This window comes from Gaetbulibacter sp. M240 (assembly GCF_043876815.1).
GTDB lineage: Bacteria > Bacteroidota > Bacteroidia > Flavobacteriales > Flavobacteriaceae > Gaetbulibacter_A.
On the sequence record NZ_JBAWKA010000001.1, the window covers coordinates 91,308 to 111,331 of the forward strand.

Annotated in this window: 15 protein-coding genes; 9 read left to right on the plus strand and 6 right to left on the minus strand. The window is 38.6% G+C overall.

Annotation, left to right across the window (positions count from 1 at the left end):
- Positions 1-70: 70 nt before the first annotated feature.
- The 5 genes from pyk to V8G61_RS00450 all read right to left on the minus strand — a co-directional run bounded on the left by pyk (position 71) and on the right by V8G61_RS00450 (position 4,453).
- Entirely contained in the window at positions 71-1,516 is a 1,446-nt protein-coding gene (gene pyk / locus V8G61_RS00430; protein ID WP_394873438.1) for a pyruvate kinase, read from the minus strand.
- Positions 1,516-1,998 (minus strand): IPExxxVDY family protein, encoded by a 483-nt coding sequence (locus V8G61_RS00435; RefSeq protein WP_394873439.1) that lies wholly within the window; start codon positions 1,996-1,998, stop codon positions 1,516-1,518. Before V8G61_RS00435 ends, pyk begins: the two co-directional genes overlap by 1 nt.
- Before the next feature lie 114 nt (positions 1,999-2,112).
- Positions 2,113-2,853, minus strand: coding sequence for a ribonuclease III (gene rnc / locus V8G61_RS00440; RefSeq protein ID WP_394873441.1), 741 nt, complete (start codon positions 2,851-2,853; stop codon positions 2,113-2,115).
- A 97-nt stretch (positions 2,854-2,950) separates the two neighbouring features.
- Positions 2,951-4,201, minus strand: coding sequence for a beta-ketoacyl-ACP synthase II (fabF, locus tag V8G61_RS00445; RefSeq protein ID WP_394873442.1), 1,251 nt, complete (start codon positions 4,199-4,201; stop codon positions 2,951-2,953).
- Between the two features lie 18 nt (positions 4,202-4,219).
- Entirely contained in the window at positions 4,220-4,453 is a 234-nt protein-coding gene (locus V8G61_RS00450) for an acyl carrier protein (protein ID WP_009778413.1), read from the minus strand.
- Positions 4,454-4,710: 257 nt separating this feature from the next.
- Here V8G61_RS00450 and purN point away from each other — a divergent pair, with 257 nt between their 5' ends.
- The 4 genes from purN to V8G61_RS00470 all read left to right on the plus strand — a co-directional run bounded on the left by purN (position 4,711) and on the right by V8G61_RS00470 (position 9,174).
- Positions 4,711-5,277 (plus strand): phosphoribosylglycinamide formyltransferase, encoded by a 567-nt coding sequence (gene purN, locus V8G61_RS00455; RefSeq protein ID WP_394873444.1) that lies wholly within the window; start codon positions 4,711-4,713, stop codon positions 5,275-5,277.
- A 224-nt stretch (positions 5,278-5,501) separates the two neighbouring features.
- The gene (locus tag V8G61_RS00460) at positions 5,502-6,143 is read left to right on the plus strand and encodes a viroplasmin family protein (protein ID WP_394873445.1); all 642 of its coding nucleotides are present in this window, start codon (positions 5,502-5,504) and stop codon (positions 6,141-6,143) included.
- 81 nt (positions 6,144-6,224) lie between these two features.
- Positions 6,225-7,151 (plus strand): PfkB family carbohydrate kinase, encoded by a 927-nt coding sequence (locus V8G61_RS00465; protein WP_394873446.1) that lies wholly within the window; start codon positions 6,225-6,227, stop codon positions 7,149-7,151.
- A gap of 124 nt (positions 7,152-7,275) precedes the next feature.
- A complete protein-coding gene (locus tag V8G61_RS00470; RefSeq protein ID WP_394873447.1) occupies positions 7,276-9,174 on the plus strand; it encodes an amidophosphoribosyltransferase in 1,899 nt (632 codons plus the stop codon).
- Between the two features lie 479 nt (positions 9,175-9,653).
- Here the strand turns inward: V8G61_RS00470 and V8G61_RS00475 are convergent, their stop codons facing one another.
- The gene (locus tag V8G61_RS00475) at positions 9,654-10,262 is read right to left on the minus strand and encodes a superoxide dismutase (RefSeq protein WP_394873448.1); all 609 of its coding nucleotides are present in this window, start codon (positions 10,260-10,262) and stop codon (positions 9,654-9,656) included.
- Between the two features lie 132 nt (positions 10,263-10,394).
- Here V8G61_RS00475 and V8G61_RS00480 point away from each other — a divergent pair, with 132 nt between their 5' ends.
- From V8G61_RS00480 to V8G61_RS00500, 5 genes are all read left to right on the plus strand, one after another.
- Complete coding sequence (locus V8G61_RS00480; RefSeq protein WP_394873450.1) at positions 10,395-13,535, plus strand: UvrD-helicase domain-containing protein; 3,141 nt, start codon at positions 10,395-10,397, stop codon at positions 13,533-13,535.
- Between the two features lie 20 nt (positions 13,536-13,555).
- Positions 13,556-14,749 (plus strand): glycine C-acetyltransferase, encoded by a 1,194-nt coding sequence (gene kbl, locus V8G61_RS00485; RefSeq protein WP_394873451.1) that lies wholly within the window; start codon positions 13,556-13,558, stop codon positions 14,747-14,749.
- A gap of 123 nt (positions 14,750-14,872) precedes the next feature.
- On the plus strand, positions 14,873-16,234 hold the full coding sequence (locus V8G61_RS00490) for an OmpA family protein (protein ID WP_394873452.1): 1,362 nt from the start codon (positions 14,873-14,875) through the stop codon (positions 16,232-16,234).
- 138 nt (positions 16,235-16,372) lie between these two features.
- On the plus strand, positions 16,373-19,135 hold the full coding sequence (locus tag V8G61_RS00495) for a PD-(D/E)XK nuclease family protein (RefSeq protein WP_394873453.1): 2,763 nt from the start codon (positions 16,373-16,375) through the stop codon (positions 19,133-19,135).
- Entirely contained in the window at positions 19,136-19,987 is an 852-nt protein-coding gene (locus V8G61_RS00500) for an alpha/beta hydrolase family protein (RefSeq protein ID WP_394873454.1), read from the plus strand.
- The last annotated feature ends 37 nt before the right edge of the window (positions 19,988-20,024 follow it).

A 20,024-nucleotide genomic window follows, 5' to 3' on the forward strand; every position in this document is an offset into this window, starting at 1 on the left:
GCAAACTACCGTGTAGCACGGAAAGCGCGACTCCCGCCTGAGGCGGGAGTAACGCCCAAAATATTTTTATTTAATGGAGTTTTCCTGTTGTGATTTCGGTAACACGAAGCGTGTTTACCATACCTTTTTCTTGAATTGGCATAGCAGCGAGACTGATAACCATATCGCCCTCCTCGAGGTACCCTTGTTTACAGGCAATGGCATTAACATCTTCTATGGTTTCGTCGGTACTAACGAAGCGGTCGTAATAGAAAGCACGTACGCCCCAAAGCAGACTTAATCTGGTGAGTATACGTTTGTTTGAAGTGAATACCAATATGTGACACGATGGGCGCCAGGCTGAAATCTGAAATGCAGTATAGCCACTGTTGGTAAGGGTTGCGATGGCCTTAGCATCGATCTCGTTTGCCATATTTGCCGCGTGGTAACAAATGGACTTTGTTATGTAGCGATTTGTGCGGATGTGTGGCGGTAATTGTGGCACTTTTATAAGGCTAGAATCTTCAACTTTTTTGAGGATATCGGCCATTTGTTTGATCACTTCCACCGGATATTTTCCAACGGAGGTCTCGCCGGAAAGCATTACGGCATCGGCACCATCCATTACGGAATTAGCAACGTCGTTTACCTCGGCGCGCGTTGGTGTTAGACTGGAGATCATGGTTTCCATCATTTGGGTGGCAATGATCACAGGGATACGGGCTTTTTTAGCACGTAACACCAATTGCTTTTGGATAAGTGGCACTTCTTCTGCCGGAACTTCAACCCCAAGATCACCACGAGCTACCATGATCCCGTCGCAATGTGTTACGATCTTATCGATATTCTCAACACCTTCGGGTTTTTCAATTTTAGCAATGATCGGAATTTTATGATCACAGTGTTTATTTATGAGGTCGCGTAACTGCATGAGATCTTCAGCATGACGTACGAAGGACAAAGCAATCCAATCAACATCCTGTTTGATCGCAAATTCAGCATCTTCGATATCTTTTTCTGTAAGTGCCGGTTGTGAGATATTAGTATTTGGCAGGTTTACCCCTTTTTTAGATTTTAAAGGTCCCCCTTGAATAACTTTAGTTTTTACCTCAGATTTTTTATCTGAAGATATCACTTCAAAAATTAATTTTCCGTCGTCTAAAAGGATGCGTTCTCCGGGTTTACAGTCTTGTGGAAACCGATCGTAGGTCATATAAACACGCTCCTTGGTGCCTTCGAAGCGTTCGCCGGTAGCGAAAATAATTTCATCGCCGGGATTTACAACAACTTCTTCTTTCATGACACCTACACGTAACTTTGGGCCCTGCAGGTCGGCGAGAATGGCAGCGGTAAATCCGAACTCTTCATTCAGTTCCCGAATCATTTTAATACGCTCTGACACATCGTTGTAATCGGCGTGAGAAAAATTAATTCGAAATACATTAACGCCAGCGTCAAGCATACCCTTAAGCACTTCTTTAGTGCTGGTGGCGGGTCCGAGAGTGGCTACTATTTTGGTCTTTTTTCTTTTTGGCATCAGTTGAAAATTAGATTGTCTTTCGATTTGATGGTACTGCTGTTTACACTGTAAGCTGTTACAATTTGAGGGATACTTAAAATTTGATTCAAAATATATTTTTCTTTACTAAAATGAAATTCGTTCTCAATTTTTAAAAGGTAATTCACCTTCTTGTATTCCGGCAGTAAAAACGCTGTTTTTGTAATGGTGTCCTGGGTGTTAAACAGGGAATTCTGATCCTTGTTTTGAAGGCTTTCTACCTTGCATATATTGGAAACCAAATTCCAGTTTACGCGTTGTTTGGTATCGTCCCATGCAAAAATTGGATAGTGCGATCGTCCATTAAAATCGATATCAGTTGGTTTTCGTTTTAAATGTATATTTAATTTTTTGTTCAATAAATAGGCTACACGGAAATCTTCTAAAGAGCAATGGATGGCTAGTAAAGTGTATGACACTTCATCAAAAACATCATCCAAATCAAGCTTATGTATCGCCATAACTTATTTTAACGCTGTAAATATAATATTTCTGCGGCTTACTCAAGATAACTTTTGTGTAATCTTGACACTTTGATGTACTAAAACGTTGTAGTTAATATTGTAAAAAAAACATCAAAGCATCTTCGAGATTTTATTCTGGAAGGCGAAAAAAGCACGTTTTGAGGCTTTTTCTTCTGCTTTTTTCTTTGAAGTGGCCCGGGCTTTGGCAATTACTTTGCCGTCGATAGAGAGTTTTACTGAAAAATGACGAACTTCATCGTTACCGGTATCTTCATAAACATTATAGTCGAAGGTTTTCTTTTCTTTCTGGCACCATTCGATTAGTAAACTTTTATAACTTATTACCCTGCCCTCCAGGGTTTCTATGTCGACATACGGAATGATGACCCGCTTGTAAATGAACTTCTCACAATACTTATAGCCTCTGTCTAAAAAGATAGCACCCACCAAAGCTTCAAAAAGATTTCCATGAATATTGTCGCCAAACTGTCCGGCCGGAATTTTGCTTTTTACCATTGAGATAAGATCCAGATCTCTACCTAATTCGTTCAAATGTTCGCGGCTAACAACTTTCGAGCGCATCTTGGTAAGGTAACCTTCGTCGCCATCCGGAGCTTCTAAATAAAGGTGTGATGCGATCACAGCACTAAGCATAGCATCTCCTAAAAACTCCAAGCGTTCATAATTAATAGCATTTCCGGTTGCGTCCTTAAGGTTCATCGACCTGTGTGTAAAAGCCTTATCGTAGAACTTTAGGGATCTTGGTTTAAAGCCGAGAATATTACGCAAGGTCATAAAAAAATTCCCGTTACGTTTGGAACGGGAATTTAATATGTTTCGAATGCTTTTCATCTGAGGGTAAATGTATTAATTTAATGTCAGATGGTTGTGACCAGGGGTAACTTTCATGAAAAACAAAATGTTATAATTTGGTTTTAAGCATTACGAGTTAATCCATTTTTTTAAATAACACACAAGCATTGTGACCACCAAAACCAAAGGTATTACTCATGGCTACATTCACGTTGCGCTTTTGTGCTTTGTTTAAGGTTAAATTTAATTCTGGATCAATGTTTTCATCTTGGGTCGTGTGGTTTATGGTTGGTGGAACAATGCCATTTTCCATAGCCAAAATCACCGAGATGGCCTCAATAGCTCCGGCAGCACCAAGGAGGTGACCGGTCATTGATTTTGTTGAATTAATATTTATGTTCTTAGCATGACTTCCAAAAACCTCTGAAATAGCCTTAAGCTCAGCAACGTCACCAAGAGGTGTAGATGTTCCATGTGTATTAATGTGGTCGACATCTTCGGGCTTTAAGCCGGCATTTTCCAAACAGTTTTTCATCACGGCAATAACGCCGATGCCATCCGGGTGTGGTGCTGTCATATGGTAAGCATCAGAAGATAGACCACCTCCTAAAAACTCAGCATAGATTTTTGCACCGCGTGCTTTGGCATGTTCATACTCTTCCAGAATCAGTGCTCCGGCTCCTTCACCTAAAACAAATCCGTCGCGTGTCGCATCAAAAGGACGCGAAGCCGTTTCCGGACTTTCGTTTCGGGTAGAGAGGGCATGCATGGCATTAAATCCACCCATACCGGCAATGGTTACTGCGGCCTCACTTCCACCGGTAACTACCACGTCGCAATGTCCTAAACGAATAGTGTTTAGCGCGTCGAACATAGCATTGGCAGAAGATGCACAGGCAGAGACTGTCGTGTAATTTGGTCCCATAAAACCGTGTTTTATGGAAATGTTTGCTGGTGCAATATCAGCAATCATTTTAGGAATAAAGAACGGGTTGAATCGTGGTGTTCCATCGCCTGCGGCGAAGTTTAGAACTTCATCCTGAAAGGTTTCAAGACCTCCGATTCCGGCACCCCATATAACACCAACACGCATCTTATTTACTCCGTCAAGGTTTAGTTTGGCATCTGCAATTGCTTCATCAGAAGCAACCATAGCATACTGCGCAAACTTATCCATTTTACGGGCTTCCTTACGATCGAGGAAATCAGTTGCGTTAAAGTTTTTCAGTTCGCAAGCGAACTTGGTTTTAAACTTTTCGGTATCATAATATGTTATAGGCGCAGCACCACTTTTACCACTAATCAGGCCTTCCCAATATTCTTCTTTGGTATTGCCAATTGGTGTTAAAGCCCCTAATCCTGTGACTACAACTCGCTTTAATTCCATAAAGTGCTTGTGCTTTTCTTATTTTGCTTCTTCTATATAAGATATAGCTTGACCAACTGTTGCGATGTTTTCAGCTTGATCGTCTGGAATTTGAATATCGAATTCTTTTTCGAATTCCATAATTAATTCTACAGTGTCTAAAGAGTCTGCTCCTAGATCGTTAGTGAAGCTTGCTTCAGCTACAACTTCGTTTTCGTCAACACCTAATTTGTCTACGATAATCGCTTTTACTCTTGATGCAATGTCTGACATAATCTTTTAATTTAAGGTTTTAATTAGTTGGCAAAAATAAAAAACTTTATTTTAAAACAACGGAATAGTTAAGAAATGTGTTTGTAATTTACTAAAATTACTTTTAAGTATTTCTAATTTTGCCTGTAATTGTTAATAATTATTCTTTTTTTTGTTTGATTATTATGAAAAAGTAAGACGCTTTCATCAAAATGAAAGCCTTTCAATTTCAAGTTTTAAAAACAGCACAAAAGAACTAAAAAATACCTAAACTACAAATGAAACGCATTGTTGTTTTTGCTTCGGGAGGTGGCACCAACGCTGAGAATTTGATCCGCTATTTTAACGGGAAACCAAACGCCCGGGTGGTTCAAGTACTTAGCAATAATCCTCAGGCCAAAGTGCTGGATCGGGCCAAGGCATTGGAGGTGAGCGCTGTATCATTTAATAGGGTAGCTTTCAGTAATACGGACGATGTCCTTAATATACTGAAAGCGATAAAACCGGACCTGATTGTTCTGGCAGGCTTCTTATGGAAGATTCCAGAAAATATTATAAAAACTTTCCCGAATAAACTGGTGAATATTCATCCGGCTTTATTACCAAAGTATGGCGGTAAAGGGATGTACGGGATGCATGTTCATGAGGCCGTGGTTGCGAATAAAGAGAAGGAGACAGGGATCACTATTCATTATGTTAATGAGCATTATGATGAAGGCGCCGTGATATTTCAGGCGAAATGTGACGTTCTGCCTTCTGATTCGGCGGATGATGTTGCTGCAAAAATCCATGAGTTGGAGATGGAACATTTTCCGAAAGTGGTAGAAGGTTTGTTAAAGGAATAATTTTTATGAGATTCTTCGCTGGCGCTCTGAATGACTTTGTAAACTGCGAGTGAGAGATTGCTTCGCTTTGCATGCAATGACGGCATGTGGCAAGTACGCCCGCGTTAGGGATAGTAGTGGAAAGCCCACAGCGAGGTACGAGCGCGGACTTGGAGCGAATAGCCCGACCCGCAGGGGAACGCCCAAAAGATAAGCGAAATTTTAATTGACAAATAGTAAGACGGTTGAGTAAAAAAAAACAAAAATATTATACGGTTTGGAAAGGGCATCACACCGGTGTTTTTGAAAGTTGGGACGATTGTAAAGCGCAAATTAAGGACTTTCAAGGAGCTCAATACAAGGCATTCCCGAGTTTTGAAGCTGCTAAAAAAGCTTTGAAAGGGAATTACAAGGATTATGTAGGTAAAAATAAGACCTTCGCAAGTGCTCTTACTGAAGCGCAACTGAAAAAAATAGGACAGCCCAATTTGAATTCTATTTGTGTAGATGCCGCATCTAGCGGAAATCCCGGAAAAATGGAGTATCGCGGGGTAGATACGAAAACCAAAAAACAATTGTTCATTCAAGGGCCGTTTGAAGAAGGCACTAATAATATTGGGGAATTTCTGGCCATTGTTCATGGTTTGGCCTTATTAAAAAAGAAACAAAGCAACCGGATTATTTATACCGATTCGAAAACGGCCATCAGCTGGGTGAAGAAAAAAAATTGCAATACCAAACTACCGCGTAACAATAAGAATAAAACACTTTTCGAACTCGTAGACCGCGCCGTGGATTGGTTAAAAAATAATACCTACACAACCACTATTGTAAAATGGGAAACCAAAGCCTGGGGTGAAATTCCTGCTGATTTTGGACGTAAGTAAAGAAATCCTAAATCCGAAAAATATAGTTTTAATTAGCAGGTAAAAAGGCGTATATTTGCCACGAATTAGGAAACTTTTTTCATGGGTAAATTAGTTATTGTTGGCACAGTAGCGTTTGATGCTATTGAAACGCCATTCGGTAAAACCGATAAAATACTCGGTGGCGCCGCAACTTTTATTGGTCTTGCTGCCTCTCATTTTGGGATTGATGCTGCTGCAGTATCGATCGTTGGGGGCGACTTCCCGCAAGATTATCTCGATCTTTTAGAAAATAAAAACATTGATATTTCAGGTATTGAGATCGTAAAGAACGGTAAGACGTTTTTTTGGAGCGGACGCTATCACAATGATATGAATTCGCGCGATACGCTGGTGACCGAATTGAATACCTTAGCTGATTTCAATCCGAAAGTTCCAGAAAATTATAAGGACGCTGAATTTGTGATGCTTGGAAATTTACACCCATTAGTGCAGGCTAGTGTATTGGATCAAATGACGACCAAACCTAAATTGGCAGTTTTGGATACCATGAATTATTGGATGGATTGTGCGTGGGATGATCTTATGAACGTTATTAAACGTGTGGATGTGATCACTATTAATGATGAAGAGGCGCGTCAACTTACCGGAGAATATTCCCTAGTTGTAGCGGCACGAAAGATTCATGCTATGGGGCCAAAATATGTGGTGATAAAAAAAGGAGAACATGGTGCATTGTTGTTTCATAATAACGATGTGTTCTATGCACCGGCGTTGCCGTTAGAGGAAGTATTTGACCCTACCGGAGCTGGCGATACCTTTGCTGGAGGCTTTACAGGCTATTTGGCGAAAACAGGAGATATCTCCTTTGAAAATATGAAGAATGCTGTGATTTATGGTTCAACCCTGGCATCATTCTGTGTTGAAAAATTTGGTTCGGAGCGCATGCAAGAACTCTCGAGCGATGAAGTTCAAAAGCGTTTGATGCAGTTTAAAAACTTAACGCAATTTGAAATAGAATTATCATAAACGAACGCGCTCAAAAAAAGAGTGCGTTTTTTGTTAGGAAATCAATTTTAATGACACTAATACAAAATTCAATATTTAAAGATCGCATTGATCTGTTGAAATTAAAAAAAGGAATTGCTTTTATATGAGTGACGCTATAAAACACGAATGTGGCATAGCCATGATCCGGCTTCTTAAACCACTGGAATACTACAAAGAAAAATACGGAACAGCTTTTTACGGGGTTAATAAAATGTACCTCATGATGGAAAAGCAACATAATCGCGGGCAGGACGGTGCAGGATTTGCAAGTATCAAATTAAATACAAAACCGGGTCAACGTTACATCAGTCGTGTTCGTTCAGTAGCGCAGCAACCTATTCAGGATATCTTTGCGCAGATCAATCAACGGATCAATTCCGAGCTTGAAGCGCACCCGGAATATGCAGATGATGTGGAAGCGCAAAAACAAAACATTCCATACATTGGTGAAGTATTATTGGGGCATGTGCGTTATGGCACCTTTGGTAAAAATAGCGTTGAGAGTGTACATCCGTTTTTAAGACAAAATAACTGGATGCATCGAAACCTGATTATGGCGGGAAACTTTAATATGACCAATGTTAAAGAGCTTTTCAACAATTTAATAGAACTTGGTCAGCACCCAAAAGAGTATACCGACACCATTACCGTAATGGAAAAGATTGGTCATTTTTTAGACGATGCTGTAAGTAAAATATATAAAGATTTAAAAAAGGAAGGTTATAACAAGCAACAAGCTTCGCCACTTATTGCGGAACGTTTGAAAGTATCAAAAATTCTAAAGCGTGCGGCAAAAAACTGGGATGGAGGTTATGCTATGGCCGGCCTTATTGGTCATGGTGACTCCTTTGTATTACGAGATCCAGCAGGTATTCGTCCGGCATATTATTATCAGGATGATGAGGTTGTGGTGATCGCTTCTGAGCGGCCTGTGATCCAAACCGCTTTTAATGTAAAGTTTGAAGATGTTCACGAATTAACACCGGGCCATGCCATCATTACCAAGAAATCAGGTAAGGTCAGTATCAAGAAGATTTTAAACCCTTTAGAGCGAAAGGCCTGTTCATTCGAGCGTATATATTTTTCCAGAGGCAGTGATGCTGAGATCTATCAGGAACGTAAAAATCTTGGTAAACTATTGATGCCTCAGGTGATGGAAGCCATTGGGCACGAAACTAAAAACACCGTGTTTTCTTATATTCCTAATACGGCAGAAACCTCCTTTTACGGGATGGTTGAAACAGCCGAAAAGGAATTGAATAAAGCGAAAACGGAAACCATTTTAAAAGGTAAACGCAGCCTTTCGGCGGAAAAGGTTACTGAAATTCTATCGGAGCGTATTCGCGTTGAAAAGATCGCCAATAAAGATGTGAAACTGCGAACGTTTATTACAGAAGACAGTAGTCGTGATGATCTGGTAGCACATGTTTACGACATCACCTATGGCGTTATCAAGCCAGAAGACAATTTGGTTATCATTGACGATAGTATAGTTCGAGGGACCACCTTGAAGAAAAGTATTTTAAAAATGTTGGATCGTTTGAATCCTAAGAAAATAGTGGTTGTGTCATCTGCTCCACAGATCCGGTATCCGGATTGTTACGGCATCGATATGGCCAACCTGGAAAGTTTGATCGCTTTTCAATCAGCGCTTGCCTTATTAAATGATAGAGGTCAATATCATATCGTTGATGACGTTTACAAAAAATGTAAGGAGCAAACCGATTTAGAAGATAAGTACGTTAAGAACTTTGTAAAAGAGGTTTACGATCCGTTTACCGATGAAGAGATATCGGATAAAATGGCCGAGCTTTTAAGTCAGGATAATATAAAGGCTGATGTGAAAATTATTTTCCAATCTGTTAAAAATTTACATATTGCTTGTCCAAAGAATTTAGGGGATTGGTACTTCACCGGAAACTACCCAACGGTAGGTGGTAACCGTGTGGTTAATAGAGCGTTTATCAATTTTTACGAAGGCAATAAAGAACGGGCTTATTAATTTAGATTTTAACAAAAAAACGTGTTTAAACTGAATATATAGCATTTTATCTAAAAAAAATGTATTTCGTCTAAAAAATAATTCCATTCCGCAAAATCAGCATACATTAGATTCACCATAACATAAGTAGGTTAAGTTCATGGTAGATTTGGGGCAAAAAATGGTGAACTCTCGTTCGCCATTTTTTATGCAATAAACTTAAGTTCTGGTTTGCTGGCCTTAATTTTCCTTTTAACTGCAAATACTTACAACGAACTCTCCTAAGCCAAGATTTACGCCGTTCAGCGAAAATATTTTACCAGTCCTTACAAGGGCCATATATTTACAGCACCATAACATAAGTAGGTTAAGTTTATGGTAGATTTGGGGCAAAAAGGTGAACATATCTTGTTCACCTTTTTCATTTTAAAAAAATACGATTTAGAGCATAAAAAAAGCAAACCAAACGGTTTGCTTTTTATTTTTTCTGGAATTAAAACTTATTTCGCAGCAGCGTAACGACGCTCTACTTCATTCCAGTTTATAATTTCAGAAAAAGCCTTGATATAATCCGGACGACGGTTTTGGTAGTTCAAATAATAAGCGTGTTCCCAAACATCAATACCTAAAATCGGTGTTCCGCCGCAGCCTACACCCGGCATTAATGGATTGTCCTGATTAGGTGTGGCACAGATATCTACTTTTCCGCCTTTGTGCACGCAAAGCCAAGCCCAGCCTGAGCCAAATTGTGTGGCAGCTGCATTGCTAAAAGCCTCGATAAAAGCCTCTTTCGAACCATATTGTGCTACAATAGCATCTTTAAGTTCTCCGGAAAGATAACCTCTATCTTTAGGATTCATAACCGACCAGAATAAAGAGTGGTTGTAAAATCCACCACCATTATTTCTTACGGCGCCGTTACTCATATCTAAATTTGTTAATATATCTTCAATAGATTTACCATCTAAACTAGTGCCTTCAATAGCCGCATTCAATTTACTGGTATATCCTTGATGGTGTTTTGTATGGTGTATCTCCATTGTTCTTGCATCTATGTTAGGTTCTAATGCATTATATGCATAGCCTAATTCTGGTAATTCAAAAGCCATAATTTCTATTTTAAGTTTTTAATATTAAATATTTATTTTAATTCATTCAAATTTACGGATAATTGGCTTCAATAAAAAATAGTATATTGTTATGAATGTATTGATACTTCTTATCTTGCAGACGAATACATTATGATGCCTAAACCTTCAACATTTACCATTTTTGATGCTTCTGCCGGTAGCGGAAAAACCTTTACGCTGGTTAAGGAGTATTTAAAAATAGTCCTAGCCTCCAACAGCGATTTTTTATTTAAACAGATTTTGGCTATCACCTTTACGAACAAGGCGGTTGCTGAAATGAAAACGCGCATCATCAAATACCTAAAATTATTTTCTGAAGAAGCGGTTTTAGAAGGGTCTGATGCTATGTTCTCGCAGATCGCTAAGGAGTTGGATCTGGAACCAGAGGTACTTCATCAAAAATCGAAAAGAATCCTTAATAATATCATTCATAATTATGGTTCTTTTGATATCTCTACCATTGATGGCTTTACACATAAGTTGATCCGAACCTTTGCGCACGACTTAAAATTACCCATGAATTTTGAAGTGGAATTGGATCAGGAAAGTTTTTTGCAACAGGCGGTAGACAGTTTGATCAATAAAGCTGGAACAAATAAACAACTCACGCAGGTATTAGTTGATTTTGCGATTGAAAAGGCCGATGATGATAAAAGTTGGGATGTAGCTTACGATTTTAATAAGGTTGCGAAATTATTGGTCAATGAAAATGACATTCCACATGTTGAGCAACTGAGATCGAAGACGGTAGATGATTTTATGGCGCTTAAAAAACAGATCAGATCAGAGCTTAAAGTACTCGAAGAGCAAGCCATAGCGCGAGCCCGTGCGGTATTAACTTTAATTGATGAGGCTGGTTTAGATTTTTCCGATTTTAATCGGGGGTCCCTGCCAAGGCATTTTGAAAAATTAGCTTCAAGGGATTTTTATTCCCTTAAATTTGATGCACCATGGCAACAGGATATTGAAAACGGTACGTTATATCCAAAACGCGTAGAGGCAGCAATTGCCGAAACTATAGATGCCATTCAACCTGAATTGGTAGCAGCATTTGAGGACACCAAAAAAGCCATATTGCATCTCAAATTCTTAAATAATTTTTATAAAAACATTACGCCACTTTCGGTGCTAAACACCATCAATAAAGAACTTGAGGCATTAAAATTAGAACAGAATAAAATGCTGATCTCGGAATTCAACACGATCATCAGTAAAGAAATAAAAGATCAACCTACACCTTTTATTTATGAACGTTTGGGTGAAAAATTCAAGCATTATTTTATTGATGAGTTTCAGGACACCTCAGTAAAACAGTGGCAAAATTTAATACCGCTTTTAGATAACTCTTTGGCCTCAGAAAAAGGGAGTGCTGTTTTAGTGGGCGATGCGAAACAAGCTATTTACCGCTGGCGGGGAGGAAAAGCCGAACAGTTTATTGGTTTGAATGCCCATGAGAATCCATTTGTTGCTGTACCAGACCGAAAACATTTACCTAGTAATTTCAGAAGTTCTGAAGCCATTGTAACATTCAATAACGGTTTGTTTAAGTACGTAGCAGACGAGGTATTTAATCATTCGGAATACAGTGCGCTGTATCAAAAATCGAAGCAAGAAAACGAAAACGAGCATGGTGGGTTTGTGTCCTTGAGCTTTTTAGACCTAGCTCAGGACGAAGACCGTGATATGGCTTACTGTGCCAAAACATTGGAGACTATCCAAAATTGTGTAGATCAAGGGTATGTTTTTGGGGATATTTGCGTCTTGGTTCGAAAGAAAAAAGAAGGGGTGGCGGTGGCACAATTTTTAAGTGAGAATGATATTCCTATCATGTCTTCGGAAACCTTGCTTTTGAAAAACTCTTTTGAGGTTCAGTTGATTATTAATGTATTACAGCTTTTAACGGAGCCTAAAAATAATGAGGTAAAAATTGAGGTTTTAAATGGACTTACAAAACTGTTTTCTCTTGAGGATAAACATGCCTTTTTTACCGCACATTTGGATCTGCCTTTAGCAGAATTATTTAAGGCTCTAGAGAAATTTGATATCAGCCTTAACAGTGATGCCTTGGTACAATTACCATTTTACGACCTTGTAGAGACCCTAATTCGAGGGTTTGGTTTAACGGCAAAACCTAATGCCTACCTTCAATTTTTTCTGGATGTGGTTCTGGAATTCTCGCAGAAAAGAGGTTCTGATATGGCTGAATTCTTAAACTATTTCGAAACCAACAAAGACAAGCTGAGTATCGTTTCGCCCGTAGGGCAAAATGCTGTTCAGATCATGACCATCCATAAGTCTAAAGGCCTTGAATTTCCGGTAGTGATCTTGCCTTATGCCGATCTTGACATTTACAGAGAAATCGACCCGAAACTGTGGTTTCATATTAATCCCGAAATGTATCAAGGTTTTTCAGAGACCCTGCTCAATTTCAGTAAAGATTTCGAGTATTTTGGAACGGAAGGTGAGCAGCTTTTTAACCAACATCGCGGAGAACTGGAACTCGACAATATTAACCTATTGTATGTGGCCCTCACCCGGCCTGTAGATCAGCTCTATGTGATCTCAAAAATGGATGTGAATTCAAAAGGCGAGGTAAATACTAATAAATATTCAGGAATACTTATCAGCTATCTTATGCATCTTGGTTTATGGGAGGCTAACAAAGAAGCGTATTCATTTGGCAGTTTAAAAGGGCCGCAACATATTTCAGAGGCAGCGAAAACCGATACGCTGATCCCTGAGCAATTCATATCAACACCCAAGGAAGATCACAATATTCGCGTGGTAACCAAATCAGGCTATTTGTGGGATACGAAACAAAAACAAGCTATTGAAAAAGGAAATTTAATCCATGACATCATGGCCTTTGTATACACCCCAAAAGATATTGATCTGGTATTACAAGATTTTTTAGAACGCGGGATGCTTCAAGAGGATCAGGTTCCAATCATAAAATCGCAAATAAAAGACATCACAGAACACCCCCAAATAGAGCCCTATTTTAAGGACGGTTATATGATCTATAATGAACGTGATATCATTACTAGGGACGGTTTAGTTTACAGGCCTGATCGTGTTGTATTGAATGCGATTAAAGAGGTTGTTATTATTGACTATAAGACCGGATTAGAGAACCGAAAGCATGCACAACAATTACAATTATATCAGGATGTTCTGGAAACCATGAACTTAAAGGTAACCAAAAAAATTCTGGTGTATACTAATGATGCCATTATAGTAAAAGAAGTATAACTTTGTAAAAAAAGAACATTATGTACGGAAAACTAAAAGCCCATTTACAACACGAAATTCAAGATATAAAAGACAATGGTCTTTACAAGGAAGAACGTATCATTACATCGCCGCAAGGAGCTGAAATAACATTGGATAACGGGCAAACGGTACTAAACTTTTGTGCTAATAATTATCTGGGATTATCCTCGCATCCTGAAGTTATTCAAGCTGCTAAAGACGCGTTGGATTCACATGGCTTCGGAATGAGTTCTGTGCGATTTATTTGCGGGACTCAGGACATTCATAAAACTCTAGAGCAGAAGATAGCAGATTTTTACCAAACGGAAGATACTATACTTTATGCCGCGGCTTTTGATGCTAACGGAGGTGTTTTTGAACCCTTGTTAGGTAAGGAGGACGCCATCATTTCAGATAGCTTGAACCATGCCTCTATTATTGACGGTGTGCGCTTATGTAAAGCGGCGCGGTACCGCTATGAAAACAGCAATATGGCTGATCTGGAGCAGCAGCTTATTGCAGCTAACGATAATGGTGCCCGGTTCAAGATTATTGTAACTGATGGGGTGTTTTCAATGGATGGTTTGGTAGCTCCTTTGGATAAAATTTGTGATCTGGCTGAAAAGTATGACGCCTTGGTAATGATCGATGAGTGCCATGCAGCAGGATTTATTGGAAAAACAGGCCGCGGAACATTAGAAGAAAAAGGGGTTATGGGCCGTATTGATATCATTACAGGAACCTTAGGTAAAGCCCTTGGCGGTGCCATGGGTGGCTATACTACCGGTAAAAAAGAAATTATTGATATGCTCCGGCAGCGTTCGCGTCCGTATTTATTTTCAAACTCTCTGGCTCCCACCATTGTAGGTGCTTCGATAAAGGTTTTTGATATGCTAGCAAATGATACAGCACTACGAGATACATTGGAATGGAATACCAAATATTTCAAAAAGGGTCTGAAGGATGCCGGTTTTGATATTATAGATGGTGATTCGGCTATCGTTCCGGTGATGTTATACGATGCTAAACTATCTCAGAACATGGCAAATAAGCTCCTGGAAGAGGGTATTTATGTGATTGGATTCTTTTTTCCTGTTGTTCCTCGAGAAAAAGCAAGAATTCGCGTACAATTATCAGCAGCACATACAAAAGCCCATCTAGACAAAGCTATACAAGCTTTTATTAAGGTTGGTAAAGAACTTAAAATTATTTAAAATCGCTCTGAAATGGTGATATAGCAGCGGAATCTGCAATATTTTTATATATTTGTCTTTGTTAATAAAATTTAACAACTTACTTTTGTTTACGATTAACACTTAAAAATTAAACTTTTGAATATGAAAAATCTTAGCAGATTATTGTTAGCTATGTTGCTAGTATTTGTTTACAGCAACGCAAATGCACAAGACGAAAACAATCCCTGGCAAATTACCATTGGTGTAAACGCTGTTGACGCTTATCCTAACGGAGACGGTGCTCCTTTTAGTGAAACTATTTTTAATGAATACTTTAATGTAGGAGACCACTGGAATATCTTACCATCAATTTCAACTATTTCTGTTTCTAAATACATTGGAGACGGATTCTCGTTTGGAGTAGGTGGATCTATCAATAAAATTGATAAATGGGGAGACGCTAGCGTTGACGATTTATCTTATTACGGTCTTGACGGTACAATCAAGTACAGTTTAAACAGCTTACTTAATTCAAGCGTTATAGAGCCTTATTTAGGCCTAGGTGGAGGTTACACCTGGATTGACGAAATTGGAGCTGGTACTTTAAATGGAACTTTAGGGTTTAACTTCTGGTTCTCTGAAAATATTGGTCTTACTATACAATCATCTTACAAACATTCATTCGAAGATTATTTAACTACACATTTCCAACATACTGCAGGTCTTTCTATCAAATTTGGTGGAACTGATACAGATGGTGACGGTATCTTCGACAAAGATGATGCTTGTCCAGATGTTGCTGGTTTAGAAGCTTTCAACGGATGTCCTGATTCTGACGGTGATGGTATCCAAGATAGCGAAGATGACTGTCCGAACGAAGCTGGTTTAGCTGAGTTAAACGGATGTCCTGATACTGATGGTGACGGTGTAGCTGATAAAGATGATAACTGCCCAACAGTTGCCGGATTAAAATCTTTAGGAGGTTGTCCAGATGCTGACGGTGACGGTGTTACTGATGGTGATGATGATTGTCCTAACACTGCTGGTCCAGCCGCAAACAAAGGATGCCCATGGCCAGATACTGATGGTGATGGTGTATTAGATAAAGATGATAAGTGTCCAGATGTTAAAGGTACTGTAGCTAACGCTGGTTGTCCAGAGGTAACTGAAGAAGTACAAAAAACACTTAACCAATACGCTAAAACGATCAACTTCGATAGTGGTAAAGCTTCTATCAAAGCAGAGTCTGCCACAGTATTAAATGATATCGTTAAAATACTTAACGAGTACCCAACGGCTAAATTTACTGTTGAAGGGCACACGGATAGTGTAGGTAGCGATGAATTGAATCAAAGATTATCTGATTCTCGTGCAAACGCTGTTAAAGAGTATTTAGTAGAGAATGGTGTAGATGCCTTCAGATTATCTTCTCTTGGTTATGGTGAAACTAAACCAGTTGATACTAACAATACAAGAGCTGGTAGAGCTAATAACAGACGAGTTGAGATCAACTTAGTGAAGTAATTAGCACAGCATTTTAAATAATAAGTTTTACAAAAAACGCTTCGGTTCTCCGAAGCGTTTTTTATTTTTATACCACAGGGATCCGATGTTAAAATATTGTGACCTCAGAGTTTAATCGCATACTGTTTTAACCGTTTTATGGGCACTAACACCTTTCTTTTTGATGTTTTAAAGGATTTACGAGATTCGGGCGTAAACTTATCTAAAACCACTTTTATTTTACCCAGTAAACGGGCCGGTTTATTTTTAAAACACGAGATTGCGGCATCAACGTCAGAAACCCTTTTTTCACCGGATATTTTAAGTATTGAAGAATTTGTAGAACAACTTTCGGGCTTACGTACCAAATCAAATACCACGCTACTTTTCGAGTTCTATTCCGTCTATGAATCGCTTACAGATAAAGCGCATTTAGATAGTTTTGAGGCATTTTCAAAATGGGGACAAATTTTGTTGCAGGACTTTAATGAAATTGACCGCTATGTTATACCTCAGGAACAAATATTTGGTTATTTAAGTGCTATTCAAGATCTCAAACACTGGTCGGTAGATCCTAATAAAACCGATTTTGTAAAGAACTATTTAGCCTTTTGGAATAAGCTTCACACGTATTATAAGATGTATACGAAAACTTTAAAGGAGAAAAGTATCGGATATCAAGGGCTCATATACCGGGAGGCTTTAAATCAATTGAAAACATATCAAAAAACACATTCTGATGAGTACCATGTATTTTTAGGATTTAATGCTCTAAATACTGCCGAACAAGACATCATACAAGGTTTATTGGAGGAGAATATGGCCCGGATCTATTGGGATCTCGATGCCACTTTTTTGGAACATCCTAATCATGATGCCGCCTTATTCATTAAAGGATATAAAACAAAATGGCCTTATTTTCGAAACCATCCTTTTCAGTGGGTCAATAAGCACTATACTTCCAAAAAGAATATTAATGTATACGGCATTCCAAAAAATATTGGACAGGCCAAACAGATTGGGGCATTGTTAGAGAAGCTTCAATCTGAAAACCCAAAACTTGAAAACACGGCGGTTGTACTTGGGGATGAAAATTTACTGATTCCGGTATTAAATTCATTACCTGAAAATCTGCACGCCTTAAATATAACGATGGGTTTTCCTTTGAAGACCATTCCGCTAGCTCAGGTATTTGAACTGTTATTCAAGATCCATAAACAACCATCTGAGAGATTTTATTATCAAGATGTTCATGCCATTTTATCACATCAATTTGTAAGGCCTTTAATGGTGATCAACGAAGTCGATTATGCTTCCAGAATCATCGAAACTATTCACAGTAGTAATATGACCTATCTTTCCTCAGGTCGATTAAAGGGCATAGCTCAGGAAGCTGGTCCGCTGATTACTATCTTATTTTCAGGGTGGCAAAATTCGGTGCTGACGGCTTTAGAAAAATGTTTTGAACTGATTCAGTTGATTAAAAACCACCTAGATCAGCAAAAAGACCAGGCCTTGTTATCACTGGAGTATTTATACCGATTCAACACCTTATTCAATGAATTATCTTTACTCAACAAGAACTTTAATTATATTAAGGATGTCAAGACGCTTCATAGTGTCTATAAGGAATTGTTAAGTAGCGAAACGCTGGATTTTCAAGGGGAGCCTCTCGAAGGTTTACAAATAATGGGTATGTTGGAATCTCGAGTTCTGGATTTTGATACGGTGATCATTGCCTCGGTTAATGAGGGTGTTTTGCCCTCAGGTAAGAGCAATAACTCATTTATTCCCTTTGATGTAAAATTGGAAAATAAACTACCTACATTTAAAGAAAAGGATGCCGTTTATACTTACCATTTTTATCATTTGTTACAACGCGCCAAGAATATTCATATTCTTTATAATACGGAAGCTGATGTTCTTACAGGTGGTGAAAAAAGTCGGTTTATTACGCAATTGGAACTTGATAAGACCCATCAGATAACCCAACAAATTATCGTTCCACCAGTGCCTGTAACTAAACCGGAATTAAATGAAGTTTTAAAAACGGCAGCAGTTTTGGATGTTTTACAAAAAGTTGGAGAACGTGGGTTTTCACCATCTTCCCTAACCAATTATATTCGAAACCCTATTGATTTTTATTACCAGAAAGTGCTTCATATAAATGAGTTTGATGCGGTTGAAGAGCATATAGCGGCTAATACTTTGGGGACTGTAGTTCACAATACGCTAGAAGATTTTTATGAACCATTGAAAGGATCTTTTTTAACGGTAGAAATTCTTAAAAATTTAAAATCGAAAATTGAAGAACGCGTGGTATTTCATTTTAATACCATCTATAAGGAGGGAGATATTTCCAGAGGGAAAAACCTCATTATTTTTGAGATCGCTAAGCGCTATGTTTCCAATTTTTTAAATGCTGAGATACAGGACTTAAAAGCAGGTAACAGTATACAAATAATAGATGTTGAAGCCGAGGCCTGCTGTCTGCTAAAAAATCTGGATATGCCCTTTCAAGTAAAACTGAAAGGCAAAGTAGATCGCATCGATAAGTATAATGGGCAGACCCGCATTATTGATTATAAAACCGGAGCGGTGTCTCAAAATCAGGTTGAGGTGGTTAATTGGGATGAGGTGACTTCGGATTATAAAAAGTACAGTAAAAGTTTTCAGGTGCTGTGTTATGCCCTCATGCTAGCTGAAGCGGAGGCTATTGAATTGCCGGTAGAAGCAGGAATCATCTCTTTCAAGAACCTGAGTTCAGGATTATTGAAATTTTCAAAAAAGGGGAGTACCCGTAGCCAACAAAAGGATAGTTTGATCACTTCCGAAACGCTTTCCGATTTTGCTGAAGTGCTGAAACAACTTATTTTAGAGATTTATAATCCGGATATGCCATTCTTTGAAAAAGAAGTTTAGATGATTTTAAAAAACAACTATATAATAAATGGTAGGCACAACAAGCCCATTGTTATAGATGCGACTGCTCCAGCATTAGAGTTAGATCTGCCGGTTATTATTTTTTGTCATGGCTATAAAGGGTTTAAAGATTGGGGCGCCTGGAATCTGATGGCCGAAGCATTTGCGAATGCCGGATTCTTTTTCCTGAAATTTAATTTTTCACATAATGGTGGTACGGTGCGTCAGCCCATAGATTTTCCGGATCTGGAGGCCTTTGCTGAAAATAACTATAGCAAAGAACTGGATGATTTGGAAACCGTGATCGACTGGTTGTTTGAAACTAACCTGGAATCTCGAGTTGATCTAAATAATATAACCTTGATGGGGCACAGCAGGGGTGGTGGTATCGTGGTGATTAAAGCTGAAGAAGATCCACGCATTAAACAGGTTATCAGTCTAGCTAGTGTTTCTGATTACGCCAAACGCATGGCGGCTAACAGTGATCTAGTGCAATGGAAAAAATCAGGGGTGAAATATGTTTTGAATGGTAGAACGAAACAACAAATGCCACATAATTATCAATTTTATGAAGATTTTAAGGCGCATGAAGAGCGCTTAAATATTAAGCTTGCGGTGTCGCAATTGAAAATACCACATTTAATTATCCATGGTGATCAGGATACGAGTGTTTCAATAGAAGAATCCGAACATATTCATAACTGGAATCCGGATAGTAGCTTCAAAATTATTCATGGCGCAGACCATGTTTTTAACACTAAGCATCCTTGGGAAAAGAAAATGCTTTCACCAGAACTGAACGAGGTAGTTGTATTTATTATCAATTTTTTAAAAGGGGATATTGAAGACTAAACAGGTTATTTTCTTTAATTTGAAAGAAAAATTAGAA